The sequence below is a fragment of the Streptomyces aurantiacus JA 4570 genome (assembly GCF_000414115.1).
GTDB classification, from domain to species: domain Bacteria; phylum Actinomycetota; class Actinomycetes; order Streptomycetales; family Streptomycetaceae; genus Streptomyces; species Streptomyces aurantiacus_A.
Window position 1 is genome coordinate 1 of the sequence record NZ_AOPZ01000133.1, and the last position, 22,533, is coordinate 22,533.

The window sequence follows — 22,533 nt, forward strand, 5'->3', positions numbered from 1 at the left end:
GGTTCAAAGACAGGCTCTTAGCCACCAGGAGCGTCGTCCCATGCAGTGCCGAAGCCATGACGACACGTGCATCCTTCACCTTCGTGCGCCACATCGACGGTCTCCGCTACCACTTCGAACGCGACGGGGAGCACAACGGCCGCCCCGCCTACCGCCGAACGGACGGGAACGTGAGGTGCGTCTGGTGGCCGGCCGACGGCCGGCACTGCGAGATCGCTGACGGCCTCGTCACCGCCCACTCCCTCAACAGCCACGCTGACGAACCCGCCCCCCCCCCGGCCACAGTCTGGCGCAGCTTCAAGAACGACCGCTCCTACCTCTACGACCTCCAGGCCCTCGACCCCGAAGCATGATCCGCCGGACAGGCCCTAGCGGCCCCTACCGGCGGCGCATGGAAGTCTTCGGCCGGGTCGCCGCTGCGGCGCCAGGTGCAGTTCGGCGCCAAGCGGGTCGGCTGGTCCCGGTCAGGCTGCCGGGGCGGTCAGGACGGTCTTGGCAGCCAGCCGGAGATTACTGATCATCGGATTCGGGTCGCCCTTGCGGCTGACCAGGACGACCTGGCTGGGGGGAGCGTCCTCGATCGGGATGGTGACGAGGTCGGGACGCAGTGAGCTACGCCGATCGCCGACCGGTAGCACCGCGATCGCCCTGCCACTCGCGACGAGTTCGAGCTTGTCCTCGTAGCTCTCGATCGGCGGCACTCCGGCCCCGAGGATCCGGTAGGAAGTCCAGTCCGCAGTCTCGAACGCGCACGGCGCCGCCTCCTCGCCGGCCAGTTCTTCCGCGGTCACCGACGCACGGTCGGCCAAGGGATGGCCGCGCGGGACCGCGAGCATCCGGGGCTCCTCGTACAGCGGGGTGGTGAACACGTCGTCGGCGGCGAACGGCAGCGGGGCCCGCGCGATCAGGGCGTCGACGCGCTTGTCGGACAGCGCCCCGACGTCGCGGCAGCTCAGGTACCGGGTGGCGATCTCGGCGTCCGGATAACGACGGCGCAGTTCCCGTACGGCGGCAGTGATCACCAGGTCTTCGACGTAGCCGATGGCGATTCGTTCGGTCTCGGCTTGTTCACGCACGGCCAGCTCGGCCTGGCGGGCGGCCTGCAGCAGGGCTTGGGCCCGGGGGAGGAAGCTCTGGCCGGCCGGAGTGAGCCGGGTGCCCTGGGGTATGCGGTCCAGCAGCCGTACGCCGAGATACTTCTCGAGCCGTTGGATCTGGCGGCTCAGCGCCGGCTGGGCCACGTGCAAGTCGGCGGCAGCCCGGCCGAAGTGCTGGTGCGCCGCCACCACGGTGAAGTAGCGCACCAGCCGCAGTTCCAGGTCCTGTCCGAGATCGTTCACCCTTCCAGCATACGCGTCATGCCGTTTCGGAATGATCAGGTTGCCGAACCGGTCTTGGACGGCCATGCCGTCCTGGGCCTTGACTGAAGGAGCAACGTTTCCCCAGGAAAGCGACAGGCGCGATGAAGGCGATCCAGTTCCACGAAGCGGGCGGGCCGGAAGTTTTGCAGTATGACGAGGTGCCGGTTCCCGAGATCGGCCCGGGCGAGGTGCTCGTCCGGGTGCAGGCGGCGGGCATCAACCCGCCGGACTGGTACCTGCGTGAGGGGATGAAGGTCATGCCGGCCGAGATGAGGCCGACGCTGGAGTTCCCCATGATCCCCGGAACGGACATGTCGGGCGTGGTCCAGGCGGTCGCTCCGGACGTGCTGGGGTTCGCCGTCGGTGACGAGGTCTTCGGCATGCTGCGGTTCCCCGGATTCGACGGCCGGACGTACGCCGAGTACGTGGCCGCGCCGGCTTCGGACCTGGCTCACAAGCCGGCCGGTATCGACCACGTGCAGGCGGCCGGGGCGCCGATGGCGGTACTTACGGCCTGGCAGTACCTGGTCGATCTCGGCCACGACGTGCCGTCTCCTTTCACCGGTCAGGTGCACCAGCCGGTGCCGATCACGCCAGGGATGACCGTGCTGGTCAACGGGGCCGCCGGTGGAGTGGGCCACTTCGCGGTGCAGCTGGCGAAATGGAAGGGGGCACACGTAATCGCGGTGGCCTCGGGCCGGCACGAGCAGTTCCTGCGCAAGCTCGGCGCCGATGAGTTCATCGACTACACCAGGACGCAGGCCGCGGACGTGGTCAGCGGTGTGGACCTGGTGATCGACACCGTCGGGGGCCCGGACAGCTCACGCTTTCTGACCGTGCTCAAGCGCGGCGGCACCATGCTTCCGGTGTTCTTCGCCGAGTACGACGCGGAAGAAACGGCGAGTCTGGGCATCACAGTCTCGAACATTCAGGTGCGTTCCAACGGTCCCCAGCTCGCCGAGATCGGGCGCCTGTTCGGCGAGGGCAAGCTCCAGGTCGGGGTGGACAGCACCTACCCACTGCCCGAAGCGGGCAACGCACACAAGCGAGCCGCGCAGGGTCACCTCCAAGGCAAGATCGTGCTGACGGTGGTCTCGTGATCGCCGAACTCCGGCAGGCGGTGGCGAAGTGCGCCCACGCCCTGGACGAGCTGAATGTGCCCGAGCTGGAAGCGGTCCTGACCGAAGACACCACCTGGACCTTCACGATGCGATGATCTCGACCGGGGTCTACACGTTCGGCCTGCGCCGGTCCGACGGTGGATGGCGGATCGCCGAGCTCACCCTGACGCTGGACAACGCCTTTTAGGGCGGGGCTAGGCAGTGTGTCCGGCGGATCATCGGGTGCCTGCCGACGGTCGGGGTGTCGTCGTACTCGCAGCCGCAGGGGTGATCCGGTGCGGGGCTGCTCGCCCTGCGGGCGAATGCTGCAACTCTCGAATACCGACACTCGCTGCATGGCCGCGTTCAGTGCCAGCCCGTCGGCGACGATCTCGAACAGCGCATGGTCGACGTCGAACCCGGCGGGCAGCTCGCCGTTCTCCACCGCAGCGGTCGAGTCCGCCCGCAGCTGTTCCCGCCAGCGCGACCACACCTCGGCCACCGCGTCACGGACCCGGCCGGGACGGCCGTCGTACTCGCTGAGCGCCGCGGTCATCAGGCAGCCGCCCGGCAGCAGCGGCGCCTCCAGGTAGCCCACGGAGTTGGCACACACCACGCCCTCTCCGTCTGGCGACACGTCCGCCACGGCTGGGGCCTCGACCTCCTCCGCACGCACTGCACAGAACAACACCACTGAGAAGTCCTCTCAGTGGGATCAATGTGCTGCTGGCCGTAGTGGGAGTGCCGGGTCGCGGCCTCAGGGGTGGGCGGTTGGCGTCGGCACGATGGCCCGCGAGGCGCCCGGACTGCGGGCACGCCGTTCCGTGCTGGTGCTACGAACTGGCCTGTTGTGCGGGCGAATTCGGTGATAGCCCAGCTGTGTCGGTTGCACCAGCCGTTTCATGGTCGCGGAGATGGAAGGAGTGGAAGGCTGGCCCGGGGCCGGAAGGCCGTGACCTGTGGCAGCGGGATGTCTACTTGACTCGGGAACAGGGGGTGGCGTGATGCGCCGAGACCAACTCCTCGGTGACCGTTACCGGTTGGTGCGGCTCGTCGGTGAGGGTGGGATGGGACAGGTGTGGGAGGCCCAGGACAAGACCCTGGGCAGACCTGTCGCAGTCAAGATGATCTCTCCGCTCGCCGGCGGCGGAAGCCGAGGCAACCAGGCACGCGCCAGGTTCCTGCGCGAGGCACGGCTCACCGCGCGGCTGCAGCACCCGCACATCGTGACCATCCACGACCTCGGCGAGACCGACGCCGCCTCAGACGCCGAGGGTGGCGCCGATCCCTGCAAGGTGCCGTATCTGGTGATGGAGCTGATCCGGGGCGAGGGCCTGAACGCGATCCTGCACCGGGGCCCGGTCGCCCTGTCGGATGCCGCCCGATGGGGCGCGCAGATGTGTGACGCGCTGGCAGCCGCTCACGAGACCGGAATTCTGCACCGGGACATCAAGCCCTCGAATATCCTGCTTACGCGGTCCGACGCCGTAAAGATTCTCGACTTCGGTGTCGCGCGGGCGGCCGACACCGGTGCGACCGCCGACCGGCTCACCCGGACCGGCTTCCTGGTGGGCACCCCCGCGTACATGGCCCCTGAACAAGCGCGGGGCTTCCCCGAGCCGCGCAGTGATCTGTACGGGCTCGGGTGCCTCCTCTTCGAGATGATCACGGGGCGGCTGCCGTTCCAGGCTCCTGACGCCCTGGGTCAGCTCTCGGCGCACCTCGTCGAGCAGCCGCCGGCTCCGAGTTCGGTGGCCGGTCATATCCCAACCGCCTGGGACCAGCTCGTACTGACACTGCTGCAAAAGGAGCCCGAGCGCCGTCACCCGGACGCCGCGCATCTCGCCGGTGCCTTGCGGCAGCTCGCCCGTCCGTCCGAGTCGACGGTGCCTGCCACCAAGGTGGACACCGGTCCGTTCCGGCGGACGGTCTGCGGCCCGGACACACCGGGCGTCAGGCCCGGGGAGTACCTCGTCGCCACCACGGGACCGTGGAACGTGGACACGAGCGGCAATGTGCGACTGTGGGATCCGGCGACCGGGCGACCCGTCGGGCAGCCGCTAACTGGGCACAGCGCCGTCGTCTATGACCTGAAGTTCTCCTTTGACGGCACTCTTCTGGTCACTGGCAGCGGTGACAGCTCGGTCCGCCTGTGGGACACAGCCACCGGCAAGCCCCTCTTCCCGCCCCTCACCGGCCACGTCCATGCCGTAGTGGGTGTGGCAGTCTCACCGGACGGCCGCCTCCTCGCCTCCGGAGGCCGGGACAGCACGGTGCGACTGTGGGACACGACCACCGGCATGCCCGTCGGCAAACCCCTCAACGGCCACACCGACACCGTGGTCAGGGCCGCTTTCTCCCCTGACGGCCGTCTGCTCGCCACCACCTGCCGGGATAGAACGGTGCGGCTCTGGAACCCGGTTCGGGGCAAGCAGATCGGCAGACCTTTGACCGGTCACACCGCCGACTCGGAAGGGGTTGCCTTCTCCCCGGACAGTCGTCTGCTGGCGACGACCGGCCGCGATTGGACGGTGCGGTTGTGGGACACGGCCACCAGGAAGCCCTTCGGTCGCCCTCTGCGCGGCCACACTGACACAGTCTGGACGATGGCGTTCTCCCCGGACGGCCGCCTCCTGGCCACCACCAGTGAGGACGGCACCGTACGGCTCTGGGACCCGGCCACCGGCCGACTCCTCGACCAGCCCCTGACCGCTCCCACGGGCGGGTGCGTGACCCTCGTGAACTGCTCCGACGGCCGTCTCCTGGCCGCCCGCACCGACCAGCAGGGGACCACGCAACTGTCGGATCTCGTCTCCGGGCAGCTCTTCGGCGAACCCCTGGCCACCGGCATCGGCACCCCGGTCTGGGCGGCCTGCACCCCACGGACGGCTCTGCCGATTCCAGCGAGGTGATCTCCTTCCGAGGACCAGAGGGAGCGCCCGACGCGCTCCCTCACCGGGTCGGCCGTAGCGTTGCCGGTATGTGCTGGAGCGCGACGGCCGACCTCGTGGCGGGCGCGGGGATCGCGGCGGTGGGGGCGGCCTCGGTGACCCTGGCGGCCCGACGCCCCCGTGACCTGCCGCTGGCCGCGCTGCCGCTCCTCCTGGGGGTCCACCAGATCATCGAGGCCGCGGTCTGGCGGAACGACGGCGGCACCGGGCCGGCCACTGTCGCCTGGGCCGTCATCGCGCTCCCACTGCTGGCCCTGTGGGTACCGGCTGCCGTGCTGTGCGCCGCGCCGCCGAGCGCCCGCCGCCGTCTGCTCCTCCCCCTGGCGGCGGGCGCCGTGACGGCGGCGGCGCTCGCGTACGCGCTGGCCACCCGCACCGTGACGGCCGAGATCCGCGGGCACACCGTCGGGTATTCCCTGGGGCTGCCGCAGGTGGAGCTGATCGTCCTCGGCTACCTCCTCGCCACCGTCGGCTCCCTGCTCCTGTCCGGTGACCGGGGCCTCGTCCTCTTCGGTGTCCTGGTCGCCGCCGGGGCGGCGGTGTCCGTCGTGCTGTGGCGGCAGGAGTACATCTCGACGTGGTGCGCGTTCGCCGCGGTGTGTTCGATCGTCCTGCTGCTCTGGGTCAGCAGGCGCCGTCCGCCGGCGCCACGGGCGTCGTCGGGTCGGGGTCGAGGCGCTCCTCGATGACGTCGCATCGGGCTGCAGGACCGGGGCGGGATCGTCGTGGTCACTGCCACAGACACACGGCGCCGCCGCGTCAGCTCATCCATGACGGTGAGCGCCGCGTCCGACAGGCAACTCCTGCTCGCCCCGGCCCCCGCATCGCTTTTGCTCGTCGATTTCAGAGCATGATGAGCAGACGCGTCTTCGGCTTGAGTTTCCTGTTCACCGAGCGACTCTGCACGTACACCTCCAACTTGGGGTTGTTTCCCGCCTTCACGGAGACGGTCCCCTGGATATTCGTGCCGAACAGAAGGCTGCGCGCCGCGTCTCCCGTATAGGCGCGGTCGGTGTCCTTCTCGACCACGATGACTTCCTTGTTCTGTTGAACCTGGGCCCGGGCGCCCAACTGGTAGTAGCACGCACCGCGTTCGTACGTCACACCCGGATGCGAATCGACGAAGGGGCGAATCTCGACCTCCTTGTCGACCTTCAGGAGCCGGTACCTGTCGGCCGGAATCGGTTCGAGGTTCGCCCGCACCTCGTCCACCGATATGTCCTGTCCGACGGCGAACAGATTCTTCGTACCCCGCACCCCCTGTTCCCGCCCCCGCAGGAAGCTGGTGGCGGCGGCGCGCACGGTGCCGATCGCTTCCTCGACGCCCTTCTGGGAATCCGCGTCCCAGATGGCGATGTTCCCGGCCGGGAAGCCGTAGTTCTGGGCGGTCCGCTTGGCCAGGGAGTTCGGAACGAGGATCGCGGACGTCCAGTGGCCCGGAAGCCCGCTCATCTTCGCCGTGATCCTGTCGAGCCAGGGGCCGAGGATGGCCATGTCGCCGTCGTGCCGCATGTCGCCGCCGGAGGCGTTCTCCTCGCCGTCCGTCACCACGATCTGGAGGAAGCTGTGCTCGCCGTATTCCTCCCAGATGTGGCCCAGGTCGTCCAGGGATTTCAGCGAAGCCTCGATGAGGGCCGTAGCGCCATTGTTCACCTGGTACAGCCCGCGCATGGACGGCAGATGCTTCACGTCCATGTCCCAGACCAGGTTTTCCACCTTGTGGTCGAAGGCGTAGAGGCTGATCCGGGTCTCGTGACCGAGGCTGTCCGATTCGGCCTTCAACCCCGCCACGAACTCGTCCACAACACGGATGAGTTGGCTCTCGTGCGGACGCATGGAACCCGAACAGTCCACTACCAGCGCGACGTGATTCACCTTGTGCTGGATCCTGTTTGCGGACACGTTTCCACTCCCCCTCTGAGGTTCCCCGAGTGATGTCTTCACTCTATGGGGAGGCACTGACAACGACCTTTGACGCTCGATCACCTGCCCGCCTCCGGGGGTGCTGTGGCGAGCATGCGGGCTGCAGTGGCCGCCGTGCGCAGAACCCGGCCAGCAGGGACCGGGAAGCAGCGTCCCGCGTTGTCCTACAGGGCCCGACTGTCAGTGCCAGGTGCAAGACTGCCCGGCATGATCGAACCGAACCCGAAAGCGGACCTGCTCCGATACCTGCAAGAGGCGCGTGACGCCCTGTTGTGGAAGCTCGATGGGCTCTCGGAGTACGACATCCGACGCCCCCTGACCCCCACGGGCACGAACCTGTTGGGGCTGGTCAAACATGTCGCAAGCGTGGAGCTGGGGTACTTCGGCGACACGTTCGGGCGGCCGTTCTTCGACGAAGAGCCGCCGCCCTGGTGGTATACGGAGGACGCAGAACCCGAATCGGACATGTGGGCCACTGCGGGCGAGTCGCGCGAACAGATCGTGGGGCTGTATCACCAGGCGTGGGAGCACTCCAACAGCACGATCGCGACGCTGACGCTTGACGCGATCGGTCACGTCCCGTGGTGGCCGGAGGAGCGCCGAGAGGTGACACTGCACCACATCCTGGTACGCGTGACCTCCGAAACCCAGCGGCACGCCGGTCACGCCGATATCGTGCGGGAGCTCATCGACGGTTCCGTCGGGTATTTGCAGGGCAAGGACAACATGCCACCAGGTGATCAGGCATGGTGGGAGGGCCACCGGAGCCGACTGGAGCGCGTGGCGCGGGAAGTCGGTAACGGCTGATCTCCCCCTGCTGCCGCCGACCCCGCGGGCTCCGGGGTCGGCCATGCGGCGCCATTCAGTGGCGCCGGATCTGTTCGGTTAGCGTCTGGATACGGGCCTGTGGCAGCGGCGGGCGTCGCGAAGGGTGTTACGAAACGGCGTAGGCGAACGCCTCTGCCGCACTTCTACCCCCCTTGATATGCAAGGTAGTTGAGGCACTGCTCGAAGTGTCTCCGGTGCTCGCGGCTCGCGCTCTGCCCGCGGCTGTCCGGGAAGCAGAGTCCCCTCGAGGGAAGACGCCCACTTAGCAGCCCGGGCGCGGAGGCTGAGTACGCGTACTGGTGCGCCGCGGGGGCCAGTTGGGCTGCTGGCCGACATGGCCGCGGCGCCCTTCCCGCCTTCCCGGCTCGGCCGGGACTGTTTCCCGGTCTGTCCCGGCGCTGCCCCCTATGTCTCGGGACGCCCTCGTCGGCACTCTCGAGGGACTCAAACCAGAGGAGGGGATGGCATGAAACTCACCACCCGGAGGCTCGCCGGTGTCGGCACCGCGCTCGCCGCGACCATGGTGCTCCTGGCTCCCGCCGCTTCGGCCGTCAAGCCGGGTGAGCGGTTCCGCTACGGCAGCCTGGACTGCGTCGCCTCCGCGGACTCGGCGTGGAACGGGGCACTGAGCTGCACGGGCACCATGAACGTTTCCTGGCGGGCCAAGGTCAAGTGTTACCTGGGCTTCACGTACTACGGCCCGTGGCAGAACAACGCCAACGGCGGCACCAACGAGTCCAAGACCACCTCCGGCTGTGCCTTCTACGTCGACGACGTCACCATCGACGCGATCTGACCCACGGCGACGACCTGTTCCCATGCCGCCGCTCGGCCGACCTCCTCACCGAGGTGGGTGTGGGTGTGGGTGCCACCCAACGCCTCCTGGACGGGCTGGCGTTCGTGGTGGAGACGTTGGGCCGCTGTGGCTACGCCCGCCGCAGCAGCGTTTGTTCGCTGCGGTGGAAGAGGGCTGCTGAACAAACCCGCAGGCGGTGCACTGCTGCGTACGGCCCCGCCGGGGGCTCGGTCTGCCGTACCAGCAGAACACCGAGAGGACACCATGCGAACCAAGAAGCGCACCGCGCTTGTCACCGTTCCGCTGTCTGCCGCCGCTGCGGCTCTTGGGGCAGGACTCCTTGTCGCGCCCACGGCGGCCGCCGGTCCAGCGGCCGCCGCGACCACTCGGCCCGCACACGTAGCCCTGGCAGAAGGGGCCGCGGCGCGTCTGCCCCTCTGCGAGTACGCGATCGAGCAGCGCACGGACGACGGACACATGGTCAGGCCGGGTATCCGGCCCGGCCATCACACCTGCATTCTCAAGCAGGGCCATCGGATGCTGGGCGTGCACGCGCTGCAACTCGGGCTGGTCCGCTGCTACGGGGCGAGGATCAGCATCGACATGAAGTTCGGCCCCGCGACCAAGAAGGCCCTGCGCGCGGCACAGCGGAAGGTCGGGATCCGCGACGACGGCATCTTCGGGCCGACCTCGAATTACTCCATGCGCTGGCCGGAGTACTACGACAACGGGCAGTTCACCGGCCGCTGCATACGCAACTGAATCGCGCTGCTGCCCGGCACGCCACGTGCTGGGAGGTGAACTCAGCCGGTATGAAGGACCCGAAAGCGATCGGGCTCCGCCGGGTCCCGATCGACGACCTGGACGGGTGGCCAAGCCCATTGCCAGACGCTGATGCCGGGCGCCCGGGAGAACCGGACAGGCCCTCGGGTGCCCTCGACCGTCACGCGCGGCCATGACTCGGCGATGGCCGCCCGGTCCGTGCCGTGGGAACGCATCACGTCGGCGAGGACGGTGATGGTGTCCCAGCCCTCGAAGGCGACGAAGGAGGGCGCTTCGCCCGCTTCGCCCAGCCGTTCGCGCAGCGCCTTCCCGACGCGTTCGCCGAGCGGGCCGAGGCGCTCGGGCAGGTAGCGCAGGAACGGGATCCCGGCGCCGTCCTCGCCCAGCGCCGCGGCCCATTCGGCGAACTCCGGCTGTCCGGCCGGAGCGCCGATCAGGATGTCCGTGAGCCGCCGGTCGGCCCGGACGGCCCGGACGATCGGCACCGCCGGCTCCGGCTGGCCGACCAGCAGGAGGAGCGCCGTCGCGCCCTGGTCGACGAGCGCGTCGCACAGGGCCTCGGGGGTGAGCGCGTTCGCGTCGAGTTCGACGACGGATCCGCCACGGGGCGCGAGATGGTCCCGCAGGACGCGGCTCCCTGACGCCCAGTAGACGCTCGGCTGGGTCGCCACGGCGATCCGGCGCCGGTCCGCGCCGAGGAGGAAGTCCCCGTAGATCCGCCAGCTGTGGGACTGGGCCGGAGCCAGGCGCGCGATCCACTCCGTCGGTTCCTCGGTGAGCGCGTCGAGCACCCCGGACGAGCAGAGGAACGGCACGCCGAGGGCGTCGGCCCGGGAGGCGGCGGCGCGGGCGACGACGCTGTGGTACTCACCCACCAGGGCGGCCACGCCCAGGTCGGCCAGTTCGTCCACGGCCCCCGCGGCCCGCTCCGGATCGGCCGCGGTGTCCCGGACCACCAGCTCCAGTGGTCTGCCGTCGATCCCGCCGGAGTCGTTGACCTCGCGAACGGCCAGGTCGAGTCCCGCCAGCAGGTGTCGGCCCGCCTCGGTCCAGCCTGGCCGCGACAGCGGGACGAGAGCGCCCAGCCGGACGGACGGCCCGCCCTGGTGCTCCGCTCCGGACGGCGATGGTGGCGTGTTCATCGGGCGGCGTCTCCCCTGGGGCGATGCGGTGGCGGTCCGCCCGGATCGCGCACCGGCCGGGGCCGGCGGTTCGCGTTCATCACGTCTCGCCGCGGCGGGCACACCCGGGTGATCATGCCGGTCATTGGATCCACCGCCATCGCCCGTAGGCAACCCATTTTCTTGTTCGCCGAGCCAGTCCGGGTAGGCGGCCCATCACCCTCGGGTTTCAACCCGTCACCCACAGCGACAGCGGCGTGATCGGGCCTTGGCCCCGCCATCGGCCCGCATCGGCCCGCCCTGCCGCCCGTGTCCCCGGGAGGTCCGCGGGCGAGGGACAATGGAGGTGTACGACCACCGGAAGAAGCCACAGCATCAGGAGTCACCGTCTTGTCCGAGCGCACCTCGCACGCCGACCGGACCGAACTGCAGGCCGACTGCGGCGACTGTTTCGGGCTGTGCTGTGTCGCGCTGCCCTTCTCGCGCTCGTCGGACTTCCCGGTGAACAAGGCCGCCGGAACGCCGTGCGGCAACCTCCAGGAGGACTTCCGCTGCGGGATCCATGAGCGGCTGCGTGACAAGGGCTACAACGGCTGCACCGTCTTCGACTGCTTCGGCGCGGGCCAGAAGGTCTCCCAGGTCACCTTCAAGGGCGTCAGCTGGCGGGAGGACCCGGACTCGGCCCGTGCGATGTACGAGGTCTTTCCCGTCATGCGGCAGCTGCACGAGCTGCTGAAGTACATCGCGGGGGCCCTGGACCTGGCCCCGGCCCGGCCCGTGCACCGCGACCTGCGGCGCGCGTACGACCGGATCGAGGCGCTGACCCGGGACACCGCCGAGACGATCCGGGACGTGGACGTGGACGCGCTGCGCGGCGAGGTGAACCCGCTGCTGCTGCGCGCCAGCGAGCTGGCCCGTGCCGCCGTCCCGGGACGCAAGAAGAACCACCGCGGCGCCAACCTCATGGGCTCCCGGATGCGCGGCGCGAAGCTGCGGGGCGCCAGCCTGCGCGGCGCGCTGCTGATCGCCGCCGACCTTTCGGACGCCGACCTGCGCGACGCCGACCTGATCGGCGCGGACATGCGGGACACGAACCTGTCCGGAGCGGATCTGACGGGAGCTCTCTTCCTCACCCAGCCGCAGCTCAACGCCGCCCGCGGCGATGCCCGGACGAAGGTGTCGAGCCCCTTGGAGCGCCCGTCCCACTGGGCCGCGTAGCAGCCCCTCCCACCGGGGCCGCGTAGTCACTGTCCCGGTCCGCCCGATAGCCTCCTGCTTCCTTCCTCGTCGCACTCCGTCGGCCGCCCACCCGGCCGCCCTGCTGTGACCTGGGATCTCTCATCGAACAAGGAGCACGAGATGACCGGGGGCGTTCTCCCTCAGGAACAGATACCTCTGTTCAATCCCTTCGCCGAAGGGTTCACCGACAACCCGTACCCGCAGTACGCGATGCTCCGGGAGACCGCCCCCGTCTATCCGCATCCCATGGGGTTCTGGGTGGTCACCCGCTACGCGGACCTCCTCGCCCTGTTGCGGTCGGGCGCCTCGGTCGAACTGCGCAACGTCGACTCGGGCGGGATGGAGAACCTGCGGCAGAAGGACGAGAACCGCAAGACTCCGCTCATCGACGGCTACTCGATGATCGACCGGGACGCCCCCGACCACACCCGGCTGCGGCGCCTGGTGCAGAAGGCGTTCACGCCGAAGTCCATCCAGGCGCTGGCCCCACGCATCGGTGAGCTCGTCGACGGCATGCTCGACCGGATCGCCGACGCCGGTCGGGCCGACCTGGTGCCGGAGCTGGCGTCGCCGCTGCCGTTCGCGGTGATCGCGGAGATGCTGGGCGCCCCGCCCACCGATCATGAGCGGATCCGTGAGCTGAGCGGCACGATGGTCCGCTCCCTGGAGCCCGTCGCCGACCCGGCCGTCATGCAGGCGATCGAGGCGGCGGACGCGGAGATGGCGGAGATCACCGCCGAGATGATCGAGTGGAAGCGGCGCAACCCCGCCGACGACCTGATGACGGCCCTGATCGAGGCCGAGGAGGACGGCGACAAGCTCAGCGACGACGAGCTGGTCGCCCAGATCGAGCTGCTGTACATCGCGGGCCACGAGACGACCGTGAACCTGCTCGCCAACGGCACACTGGCGCTGCTGCGCCACCCGGACCAGCTGGCCGCGCTGCGCGCGGACCCCGCGCTGATGCCCAACGCCATCGACGAGCTGCTGCGCTACGACAGCCCGCTGCAGTCGAGCCGGCGGATCACGTTGGAGCCGACGGTGCTCAGCGGCGTCGAGATCCCCGCGGGCGCGTTCGTGATCGGGGGCCTCGCCTCGGCGAACCGCGACGAGGCGCACTGGGGTCCGGACGCCGACACGCTGCGCCTCGACCGGGAAGGGGCGCGCGGGCATCTGGCGTTCGGCTCCGGCTCGCACCACTGCCTCGGCGCGGCCCTCGCGCGTCTCGAGGCGAGCATCACGCTGGAGCGGATGCTGGCCCGGTTCCCGGAGCTGGCCCTGGACGGCGAGGTGACCTGGAACGGCCGCATCAACGTCCGTGGCGTGGCGTCGCTGCCGGTGTCGGTCGGCTGAGAGCCACCGGCGCGCCCGCCTGCCGGGCAGGCGGGCGCGAGGGGGCTCACCGCGGTGACCCGAGATCCGGTCCGGGGACGGGACGGTCACCGGACCGGATGAGGAAACGGAGCCGGAGGGCGAGTCCGGGACGCCGGGGGTTCACGTCCGGGGCCGCTCACGGAATGTGGGCCGTCAGACCCCGACCAGGGTGTACGTACCCGTACCGTCCTGCCTGCCGCTGGAGTACTGGCGTATGAACTCCCCGTCCGCGTACCGGTCGTGGCCCATCATGGAGCCGGTGTACTTGTTCTGCACACCGATCTTCGAGCTGCCGGGTACGTCGCGGTAGATGTAGAACCGCTGGAGGTCGTCCTCCGTGCAGGAGGCCGTCATCAGGGCCGCCCGTTCGGTGGCCGGGTTCTGCGCGCCGATGGTCGCGCACCCGCCGTTGCCCCAGTTCCACAGGGACGCCTCGATGACCCCGTTGTTCTCCGTCACGTTGCACAGGCGCCAGTTGTCCAGGTGGGCGCTGAAGATCGACGAGGGCCGCAGGCGGACGCCGTCGGCCGCCAGGACCGGCGCACCCCAGGACAAGGGCTTGCCGGGTACGGCGATCTTGTAGACGTTGGCCTGGCAGTCGAGAGCGGCCCGCGCGCTACGCCCGCCGGCCTTCGGCTGTTCGGCGGACGTGCCGCCGGTGAGAGCCGGGCGCTGCACGGCGCGGTCCCGCTTCTGCTTCTCCGTCGGCGCCACCGCACCCGCCGGATGCTCGGCCTTCGCGGCGGCCGAGCCGCAGTCGAGGAGGTCTTGTGCCTTGGCCATGATGCTGCCTGCGGGCACCTCGTCCTGGCAGCGCACCGCGCCTTCCTCGAGGGTGGTGTAGGTGGTGAAGCTACCGCCGCCGGGCCCCTCGATCCACTTCAACGCCCAACTGCCGCTGCCCTGTTGGACTCGGTTGCAGTTGAGGCTTCCGTACGTACCGGTGACCTTCTTGGTGCCCTTGTAGACGCCGTAGTAGCCGGGCTGGTTGAAGTTCCACGTGACCGAGTTCGACTCGCTGCTGGTGGAGGAGTAGTCGACCTTGACGTTCAGGCCCAGGCTCGCGCCGACCTTGCCGAGGGTCTCGACGGCGAAGCCGCCCTCGACATTGCCGTTGAGGCCGACGGAGACCGAGATGGTCGTCTGGGTGCTGGTGGTGACGGTCTGGTTGCCGGTTGTGCCCTCGGTGACGTACCAGCCCTTGAAGTGGGTGATCGTCGGGGACACTTCGGTGGTCTTGATGTACGGGTGGCGTGTGCCGAGGTCGGCCGCCGTACAGGTGTCGCCGGGGCGGGGCGCCGTCGTGTCGGTGGGTGCCGCAGCAGCCGGTGAGGCGGCAAGGCCCATGGCGGTGACCGCTATGGCGGCCGCCGTAGCGGTCACCGCCATGAGTGATCTGCCGCTGCGGCTGACGGGTCTTATGGCGCGCATCGTTGCCTACTTCCCCCTGGTCGTGTACATGTCCGGTCGGGGGTGAATGTAGCGGCCACAGGGGTGGTGGCGTGAGGCACCAACTGGCCACGGACGATATGGAGGGGCTTATTTCGCCCATCTCCCGACCAGCAGCCACAGTTCAGGCTTCTTGATCAACCAGGTAGTACGTCGGCACGTGCGTGCCTCGGCGGCACGCAGCGCAAGGCGAAATTCTGGGTCCCGGGCCCCGCCGGGTGCCCCGCCAGGGGCAGGCGATCAGTTGAAGACGAGGATGTCCGTGCGCATGGGAAGCGGACTGCCCCAGTTGATGTAGACCCCGAAGTGCACGACTCCTTGGCCTGGGGCGATGCGCCAAATGTTGAAGTTTGCGTCTCCGATGAACCGGGTGTTCCCGGCGCTGGGGTTGATCTCGCAAACCTCCATGACGACGGTCGAGTCAACGTCGATGACCCCCCAGTCGATCCTGAGCCTGTGCGTCCCATATGACGGAGTCCATAAGTGCCAACCCCGCCATGCCGCCCTGAGGTTGCCACCGATCTCCGCGAGCCCCTCGGCCTGGGGAGGCAGCGAGGCTTCTGTGATAGTGGGGGGTGTGGAGCTGGCTGGTGCGTTCGATGCGGTCACGGCAGTTCCCCTCTCACGCGTGAGCAACCCGACGGGCCGCCCTGCACCTTGAGTGTCTGCCAGAACACGCGTCCTCATAATCCCGCGAATGGGTGAACCTGGCCTGGCGGAGTCGGTGAGGAGAGAGCTCGGTCATGGGACCCCGGCAAGGCGACCGCCGAGGCGCTCGCTGGCTCCTCCTTCGGGAGCTGCTCCCCCGGTGACCTCGCGCAGTCCCTCGCGGAGCTTCTCCATCGACGCCGTGTTGTTGCCGAACTGGTTGATCGCGAAGGTGCCGCGGTGGCCCGGGCCGTAGCCGTGCTTGAGGAAGTTCACGAACGAGCCGCTGGCGCTGAGGTCGACGAAGTAGTGCCGCTCGGGGTCACGGAACGAGGCAGCCATGAGTTCGTCGAAGCGCACCCGCCCCCGGATCACGTCCCACGCGTAGTCGTCCCATCGGTCCAGGGCCCCGGCATCCAGCTCGGCGGCGTACGCGCACGAGTACACCGGCACCCGTGGACCGCTCACCGTGACCGCGCGTCCCAGGCTCCGGCACTCGTGCCGGATGTCGTCGAGGAGGGCCGAGTGGAAGCCGTGGCGTACCGGCAGCCGGACGGAGACCACTCCTTCCCGGTCGAGCGCGGCGCGCGCCTCGGTGATGCGGTCGGACTCACCGCTGACGACGAAGTTGCCGCGGGTGTCGCCGCCGAAGTTGACGCCCGCCAGGGCGAGTCCGGCGAACAGGTCGCGGCGCCGCTGGTGCAGGGCGGGCGGGGCGAGGACGCTCAGCATGCCGCCGGGGCGGCAGCGCAGCTTCAGCAGGTGCGCCTGTTTCATGACGAGGTCGAAGCCGTCCTCGAAGGACATCGCGCCGGCGACGGTGGCTGCCACGTACTCCCCCAGGCTGTGCCCGAGGACCGCGTCCGGGTGGAAGCCTTCCGCGCGCAGCGCCTCGGTGAGGCTCCAGCCGACGCTGTACAGCGCGGCGTGCGTGTGCAGGATGTCGTCGAAGTCCTGGCCGCGCCGCGTGCTGTCGTGGATCGCGGCCACGAGAGACGTGCCCTGAGCGGCCTCGTACAGCGCGCTGCACCGGTCCATGGCTTCCCGGAACGCCGGGTGGGTGTCGTACAGCTCTCGGCCCATCCGGTGGTACTGGGTGCCCTGGCCGCCGTACATGAAGACGATCTCGGGCCGCCGCGGGGTCCGGCGGGGGGTGGGGGGCGCGGGTCGCGCGGGCTCCGCGATGGTGAGCGGCTCCTCGCGGATCTTGGCGGTGAGCTTGGTCAGTACGTTGCCGGGGCCGATCTCCCGGAAGTCGTCGTGGCCGCGTGCCATCAGCCAGGAGATGGACTCGTACCACTTGACGGGGCTCGATATCTGCTGGACCAGCAGGTCGGCGTAGCCGGTCGTCGGGTACGGGCGCGCCGTGCGGTTGGCGATCACGGGGATCCGCAGTTCGTGGAAGTCCACGCCCGCGAGGTGGTGGGCGAACTCCTCCTGTACGTCGGTCATGCACCGCGAGTGGAAGGCGGCGCTGACGTTGAGGGGGATGAAGGAGCCACCGGCCTCGACGAACGCCGCGCGGACCTCGGGCGCGTGGACTTCGTCGTAGACGCCGGAAAGGATGCACTGGCGGCGGGAGTTGATGTTGGCGATGTCGATGGTGTGGTGCGGCAGTGCCGTCAGGAGGTCCGCGACGCGCTCCTGGTCGAGGTTGACGACCGCCGCCATCGCCCCCTTGGGGGCCCGGCTCATCAGCTCGCCGCGCCTGCGCACGAGGTCGAGGCCGGCTGCGAAGTCGAAGGCGCCCGCGGCGAAGAGGGCGCTGTACTCGCCCAGGCTGTGCCCGGCGACGACGGCGGGCGGCGCTCCCCCGGAGTCGATGTGGTCGAGGTACTGCAGGGCGCTCACCGCGTACAGGGCGGGCTGGGTGTACTCGGTGCGGTTGAGGACCCGGTCGGGGTCGTCGACGCACAACTCGCGCAGTGAGTAGCCGAGGAGCCGGTCTGCCTGGGCCACCAGGTCGGGGTACTTCTCGAACAGGTCCTTGCCCATGCCCTTGCGCTGGGAGCCCTGCCCGGGGAATACGTACACGGATGTCATGTGATCACTCAGCCGTCGTCGCGAGGGGTGCCGGTCCGCCGGGGGCGGTGTCGGAGGTGGGTGGGGTGGCGTTCCTCGGAGGGGTGGCGCCGGTGGTCAGGGCCGCGTAGGCGGTGAGGCGTTCGGTGAGCAGGGCCGCGGTGGCGTGCAGCAGCCGCTCGGCGACGACGTCGACCCTGCGGTTGCGCCATGGCTCCAGGTCGGTGCCCCGTACCCAGGAGTTGAACGCGCCGAGGGCGGGGCCGCAGTGGATCTGGTAGTCGACGCGCTGGTCGGGGGTGCCGTGCAGCGCGAGGCGCGTGGAGTGGACGAAGTACCAGCGGAAGACGTGGGCCATCTTCTGCTTGGGGCTCCGCTCGACCTCGGCGAGCCGCTCGGGCCCGCGCCGCGCGAGGTGATCGCGGGTCTCCCGCCACACCTCGTCCAGGGAGCGCTTGAAGTACTTGCCCTCCAGGGTGGCCCGGGTCCGCGGGTCGAGGTCGTCGAGGGAGTCGTGCCGCAGGTAGAGGTCGTACAGCTTCTGGGCGCGGGCCGGGAAGAACGTGCCCTTCTTGACGGCCTGGACGCGGGCGCCCATCTCGAACATGTCGCCCGCGGGCGCGTATTCGGTGTCGTGGACGCCGAGACCCTGGAGGATTTCCTTGACGGCCTCGCTGGTTCCGGCCTCGACCGTGCACTGGTTGACGGAGCCGGTCACGAGGAAGTCGGCGCCCAGGGTCAGGGCGGCCAGTGCCGCTTCGGGGGTGCCGATGCCGCCGGCCGCGCCGATGCGCGGGGCGGCGCCGTCGGCGTAGCGTTCCTCGTTCGTCACGCGGTCGCGCAGGGCACGCATCGCGGGCATGAGGACGTAGGCGTTGCCGCCGTCGGTGTGGCCCGCGGAGTCCGCCTCGACGCACAGGTCCTGGGCCAGCGGCAGCCGGGCGCCGAGTTCGGCCTGCTCGGGGGTGACGAGGCCGGCGGTGAGCAGCTGGCGGACGAGCGGGGCGGGTGCCGGGCGCAGGAAGTGTTCGGCGACCTCGGTACGGGACACCTTGGCGATGATGTGATGGTCCTGGCGGAGCCGCCCGTCGGGGTCGGTGCCGAGGCCCGCGAGCCGGTAGTGGACCAGCGGCAGCGTGGGGCGCAGGTAGGCCGATGCCTCGACGGAGCGCACGCCGTGGCGCAGGAACAGCTCGACGGTCCGGGCCTCCAGGTCGGGGGCCTCCGGGTTGCTGAGCAGGTTCATGCCGTAGGCACGGCCGGGGTCCAGTCCCTTCTTGATGCGGGTGATGGCGTCGTCGACGGCGTCCGGTGCGAGTCCGCCGGTGCCGAAGAAGCCGAGCATGCCGGCGTTGCCGAGCGCGGTCACCAGGTCGACGGAGGCGATGCCCTTGTACATCGCTCCGGCCGCGTAGGCGTAGTCGACACCGTGTGCCTCGCGGAAGAGCGGGTTACCGAGGGCGCGGGGCGACACGGCGGGTGCGGCGGGCACCCGTGCGGCGGCCGCCTGTGGCGCGGGCGCCCGTAGGGCGGCTGTGGGCGGGCCGGGCTCGGGCAGCGGTGACGGGGCGTGGGGCTGGTCCTGTGGTGGCACGGTGGTCTCGCTGGGTGGGTGCGGGCTGGTCGCGTGCGGCGCGTCCGGGGCCGCGTCGGGGGCCGTCGGGCTCTCCCAGGGGAAGACGCCGTCCTCGGCGTAGCGCCGGATCGCGCGGACGTTGTCGGGGTCGGCGAATACCTCGCGGTTGGTGGCGAGTGCGACGTCCTTCGTGTGTCCGCCCAGGGGGGACAGCTCGCGCAGATACGTCTTGTAGCGGGCGACGCCTTTCTTCGACAGACGTCCGAGGCGTTGCAGATGGCGGCGCAGGAGCGCCTCGCTGTCGGGGCCGACGGCGTCGACGAGTCCCCACGCGTGGGCCTGCCGGGCGTCGATGGTCTGGGTGGTCGCGGCGAGGTAGTGGGCGTGCTGGAAGCCGGTCCTGCGGATCAGGTAGGGCAGGACGACCGCCGGGATCAGGCCGAACAGCAGCTCGGACAGGCTGAACGTCGCACTGTCGTCGGCGATCACGATGTCGCAGGCGGCGACGAGGCCGACGCCGCCCGCGTTGGCCTTGCCGCGGACGTGCGCGACGGTGAGCACGTCCGCGTACGCCATCCGCCGGAACAGCTCGAACATGGGCTCCGGGTCGAAGGCCGTGTCCTGCCCGGCGCGGGCCGCGTCGCTGATCACACCGAAGTCGGCGCCGAAGCAGAACACTTCGGGCAGTCCTTCGAGGACGACGACGGTGGTGTGCTCCGCGTGCGCGGCCCGTGCGAACACGTCGTCCAGCTCGTGGACGAGCGTCGCGTTGATCGCGTTGTCCGCCTCGGGCCGGTGGATCCGCGCGGTCAGCACGCTGCCCTGCTCACGCACGCGCAGGGTCGAGTAGGTCAGTCGGTCCATGCGTACTCCCGGTGGAACTCCTTGATCGCGCGCAGCACCAGGCGCGGGGACGCGCCCGCGGCGCTCTGTGCGGTCCGGGGGACGAAGTCCTGGTTGACGACGGTGTCACGGGTGCCGACGCGGACGAACGCGCTCTCCCGCAGGAGTTGGTCGTACTCGTCGAGGGACAGCTGGTAGCGCGCGTCGAGGTGGTTCGCGATGCCCATGTCCCGGAGGCGGGACGCGCCGTCGGGGGTGACAACGCCGCTGTAGAACTCCGAGCAGCAGCCGGATCCGTACGAGAAGAGGCCGATGCGCCGCGGGTCGGGGTAGGTGCCGTTGCAGATGGTGCTCGCGAGGGAGAGGAAGACCGTCGCGCCCATGATGTTGCCGACGCGGCCGCAGTAGCCGAGGCCGGGCCGCACGCGGCGTTCGAAGTCCTCGGCGATCGCCGCGCCCTTGGCGCCCGCGACCTTGCGCATCATGGTGCGGTGGGCGCCCTTGACCATGCCGCCGAAGGGGGTGTGGAAGGCGAGGTACTGGAAGGTGTCGCGGTAGTCGGCGCCCTCCACCTTGGCCTCGTAGGCGCGGTAGGTCTGCTCGCAGCAGTCCAGGTACGACATCAGGGACAGGTCGACGTCGCCTGCCTCGCTGTCCGGGGCCGGGCGGCAGGTGTCCATCACCTCGTAGCCGTAGGTGCCGCTGGCGCCGATGTCCAGTTGGAAGACGTGCGGGGTGTCGCTGATGAGCAGGGCCACGGCGCCCGCGCCGCCGCTCGGTTCGGCGTACGCCCAGTCCTGCGCGGCGACGTCGTCGCCGTCCTCCAGGATGTAGCGGGAGATGTCGGTGGCGATGACCAGTGCCTTCGCGCCCGGTGAGGTGCCGGAGAGGATGAAGTTGCAGGCCATCTGGAGTCCCGCGGTGCCGGCGTAGCATGCCTGCTTCAGCTCGAACATCCGCACGTTGCGGCTGAGGCCGAGCTGGTCGTGGAGGTAGGTGCTCGCCGATTTCGAGAAGTCGAAGCCGGACTCGGTGCAGGTGATGAGGAGTTCGATGCGGCTCTTCTCCTCGTCGCTCATCCGGTCGAGGAGCGGCCGGGCCGCGTTGGCCCCGAAGGTGACCGGGTCCTCGAAGGGCAGCGCGACGGTCTTCTCGCTCATCAGCAGGTTGTTCAGGCGTGCGGGGTCGAGCTCCCGGTGCCGCGCCAACTGCATGACGTCGAGGACCGCGGAGCCGCCGAACACGTTCATCGCTTCGATACCGACGCGGGACATGGGGTTCGCTGTTCTGCTCTCTATGCGTCGCACGCGCTCAGGCACAGTGCGGTGTTGATGCCGCCGAAGCCCATGCTCAGGCTCAGGCAGTGCTGGATGTCGGCCTCGACGGGCGCGCCGCGCACCCAGCGCGGGGCGTCGTCGACGGGGTCGGTGAGGTTGCGGGTCGGGTGCAGCCGTCCGTGGCGCATCTGCAGCAGGGACGCGGCCGCCTCGACGGCCCCTGCCGCCGTCAGACCGTGGCCGGTGATCGACTTCGTGGCGTTGACCGCCGCGTGCGTGAGGCCGCACGCCTTGAGTGCCGCCACCTCGGTCGTGTCCCCGGCTGGGGACGCGGTGCCGTGCGGGTTGACGTAGTCGATGTCCCGGGCGGTGAGGCCCGCGCGGTCGAGTGCCTGGCGGATCGCCGCGGTCTCGCCGTCCAGGGACGGGTTGGGGTCGCGGTTGCCGTCCAGGCGCACCGACCAGCCGCTGAGCCGCGCGTACGGGGCGGGGGCGTCGGGACGCGCGCCCCGGCGTTCGATGACGAGGGCCGCGCATGCCTCCCCGTACACGAAGCCGGACCGGGCCTTGTCGAAGGGACGGCAGGCGTCGGCGGGGGCGTCGGCGTGGTCCTCGGCCGCCATGGCGCCCATGGCGTGCAGGCCGAGGAGCTCCCAGTGCGACAGGTCGGCGAGCGCGCCCAGGGCGACGCACACGTCGACGCGGCCGGAGGCGACGGCCTCGGCGGCCTCGATGACGGCGAGCTGCCCGCTGGCGGACGCGCCGCCCACGGTGTGCGCGAGGCCGCGGATCCCGAAGGCGCTGGTGCACAGGCCGCACAGGTCGGTGTCCAGGAAGGACAGGCCGTAGCTGGGCCGCAGGAAGTGCGGCTTGGCCCGGTGCCGGTCCTGGGCGCGTACGAGTTCGCGTTGCTGGAGGTTGCTGCCGCCGATGACGAGCCCGACGCGGTCGGGGTCACAGCCGTCCAGGCCGGCCTCGGTCCACGCCTCTTCGAGGGTGCTGAGGGCGACCTGTCCCGTGAGGGAGGCCGTGCGCAGCTCCCGGGCGCCGAGGCGGGTGGTCGGCTCCAGGGCCGGCAGTTCGGCGCCCACGAAGCGGGTGCCGAGCTGCCGTCCGGGCCGGTCCATGACGGCGAACCGGTGCTCCGCGGCGAACAGTGCCCGGGTGAAGGCGGTCTTGCCCTGGCCCACGGCGGTGGTGACGCCGAGGCCGGTGACGACGAGTCCTGCGGTGTCCCTCACG

General features: G+C 69.9%; 17 protein-coding genes and 1 pseudogene. 9 read left to right on the forward strand and 9 right to left on the reverse strand.

The genetic code is table 11. The features are described 5' to 3' along the window. Positions 1-56 precede the first annotated feature (56 nt). On the forward strand, positions 57-353 hold the full coding sequence (locus STRAU_RS15050) for a hypothetical protein (protein WP_016641187.1): 297 nt from the start codon (positions 57-59) through the stop codon (positions 351-353). Between the two features lie 111 nt (positions 354-464). Here STRAU_RS15050 and STRAU_RS15055 read toward each other — a convergent pair whose 3' ends face one another. Beyond that, positions 465-1,406: a LysR family transcriptional regulator gene (locus tag STRAU_RS15055; protein WP_016641188.1), complete on the reverse strand. Its 942-nt coding sequence runs from the start codon at positions 1,404-1,406 to the stop codon at positions 465-467. Positions 1,407-1,462: 56 nt separating this feature from the next. Between STRAU_RS15055 and STRAU_RS15060 the strand changes: the two genes are divergently transcribed. Beyond that, positions 1,463-2,461, forward strand: a complete 999-nt coding sequence (locus STRAU_RS15060; protein WP_016641189.1) for an NADP-dependent oxidoreductase — start codon at positions 1,463-1,465, stop codon at positions 2,459-2,461. Between the two features lie 352 nt (positions 2,462-2,813). Here the strand turns inward: STRAU_RS15060 and STRAU_RS44440 are convergent. Beyond that, positions 2,814-3,074 (reverse strand): annotated as a pseudogene (locus STRAU_RS44440) (TetR family transcriptional regulator C-terminal domain-containing protein); the annotation flags it as partial. Between the two features lie 391 nt (positions 3,075-3,465). On the opposite strand from STRAU_RS44440, the gene STRAU_RS40215 reads away from it, so the two are divergent. After that, the gene (locus STRAU_RS40215; protein ID WP_259299911.1) at positions 3,466-5,373 is read left to right on the forward strand and encodes a WD40 repeat domain-containing serine/threonine protein kinase; all 1,908 of its coding nucleotides are present in this window, start codon (positions 3,466-3,468) and stop codon (positions 5,371-5,373) included. Between the two features lie 68 nt (positions 5,374-5,441). Further along, the gene (locus STRAU_RS15070) at positions 5,442-6,101 is read left to right on the forward strand and encodes a DUF6629 family protein (protein ID WP_016641193.1); all 660 of its coding nucleotides are present in this window, start codon (positions 5,442-5,444) and stop codon (positions 6,099-6,101) included. Between the two features lie 154 nt (positions 6,102-6,255). Here the strand turns inward: STRAU_RS15070 and STRAU_RS15075 are convergent, their stop codons facing one another. Next, the gene (locus tag STRAU_RS15075; RefSeq protein WP_037659567.1) at positions 6,256-7,314 is read right to left on the reverse strand and encodes a vWA domain-containing protein; all 1,059 of its coding nucleotides are present in this window, start codon (positions 7,312-7,314) and stop codon (positions 6,256-6,258) included. 228 nt (positions 7,315-7,542) lie between these two features. Here STRAU_RS15075 and STRAU_RS15080 point away from each other — a divergent pair, with 228 nt between their 5' ends. From STRAU_RS15080 to STRAU_RS40220, 3 genes are all read left to right on the forward strand, one after another. Next, positions 7,543-8,142 carry a DinB family protein gene (locus STRAU_RS15080; RefSeq protein ID WP_016641195.1) on the forward strand — a complete coding sequence of 200 codons (600 nt, stop codon included), beginning with the start codon at positions 7,543-7,545 and terminating at the stop codon, positions 8,140-8,142. 487 nt (positions 8,143-8,629) lie between these two features. Next, the gene (locus STRAU_RS15085; protein WP_016641196.1) at positions 8,630-8,959 is read left to right on the forward strand and encodes a hypothetical protein; all 330 of its coding nucleotides are present in this window, start codon (positions 8,630-8,632) and stop codon (positions 8,957-8,959) included. Positions 8,960-9,223: 264 nt separating this feature from the next. After that, entirely contained in the window at positions 9,224-9,721 is a 498-nt protein-coding gene (locus STRAU_RS40220; protein ID WP_078621222.1) for a peptidoglycan-binding domain-containing protein, read from the forward strand. Between the two features lie 41 nt (positions 9,722-9,762). Here STRAU_RS40220 and STRAU_RS15095 read toward each other — a convergent pair whose 3' ends face one another. Next, entirely contained in the window at positions 9,763-10,884 is a 1,122-nt protein-coding gene (locus STRAU_RS15095) for an ABC transporter substrate-binding protein (RefSeq protein WP_016641199.1), read from the reverse strand. Positions 10,885-11,253: 369 nt separating this feature from the next. On the opposite strand from STRAU_RS15095, the gene STRAU_RS15100 reads away from it, so the two are divergent. Both STRAU_RS15100 and STRAU_RS15105 read left to right on the forward strand, forming a co-directional pair. Continuing rightward, positions 11,254-12,081, forward strand: coding sequence for a pentapeptide repeat-containing protein (locus STRAU_RS15100; RefSeq protein ID WP_016641200.1), 828 nt, complete (start codon positions 11,254-11,256; stop codon positions 12,079-12,081). A 141-nt stretch (positions 12,082-12,222) separates the two neighbouring features. After that, positions 12,223-13,455: a cytochrome P450 gene (locus STRAU_RS15105; RefSeq protein ID WP_037659573.1), complete on the forward strand. Its 1,233-nt coding sequence runs from the start codon at positions 12,223-12,225 to the stop codon at positions 13,453-13,455. A gap of 174 nt (positions 13,456-13,629) precedes the next feature. On the opposite strand, the gene STRAU_RS15110 is transcribed toward STRAU_RS15105, so the two are convergent. The 5 genes from STRAU_RS15110 to STRAU_RS15135 form a co-directional block, all read right to left on the reverse strand. Then, positions 13,630-14,907, reverse strand: a complete 1,278-nt coding sequence (locus STRAU_RS15110) for a hypothetical protein (protein ID WP_037659576.1) — start codon at positions 14,905-14,907, stop codon at positions 13,630-13,632. A gap of 759 nt (positions 14,908-15,666) precedes the next feature. Continuing rightward, positions 15,667-17,607, reverse strand: a complete 1,941-nt coding sequence (gene fabD / locus STRAU_RS15120) for an ACP S-malonyltransferase (protein ID WP_016641205.1) — start codon at positions 17,605-17,607, stop codon at positions 15,667-15,669. 13 nt (positions 17,608-17,620) lie between these two features. Continuing rightward, complete coding sequence (locus tag STRAU_RS15125; protein WP_016641206.1) at positions 17,621-20,035, reverse strand: enoyl-CoA hydratase/isomerase; 2,415 nt, start codon at positions 20,033-20,035, stop codon at positions 17,621-17,623. Continuing rightward, positions 20,023-21,288: a hydroxymethylglutaryl-CoA synthase family protein gene (locus tag STRAU_RS15130; RefSeq protein WP_016641207.1), complete on the reverse strand. Its 1,266-nt coding sequence runs from the start codon at positions 21,286-21,288 to the stop codon at positions 20,023-20,025. The genes STRAU_RS15125 and STRAU_RS15130 overlap by 13 nt, the downstream gene beginning before the upstream one ends. Before the next feature lie 20 nt (positions 21,289-21,308). Beyond that, entirely contained in the window at positions 21,309-22,532 is a 1,224-nt protein-coding gene (locus STRAU_RS15135; RefSeq protein ID WP_016641208.1) for a beta-ketoacyl synthase N-terminal-like domain-containing protein, read from the reverse strand. Position 22,533: the final 1 nt, after the last annotated feature.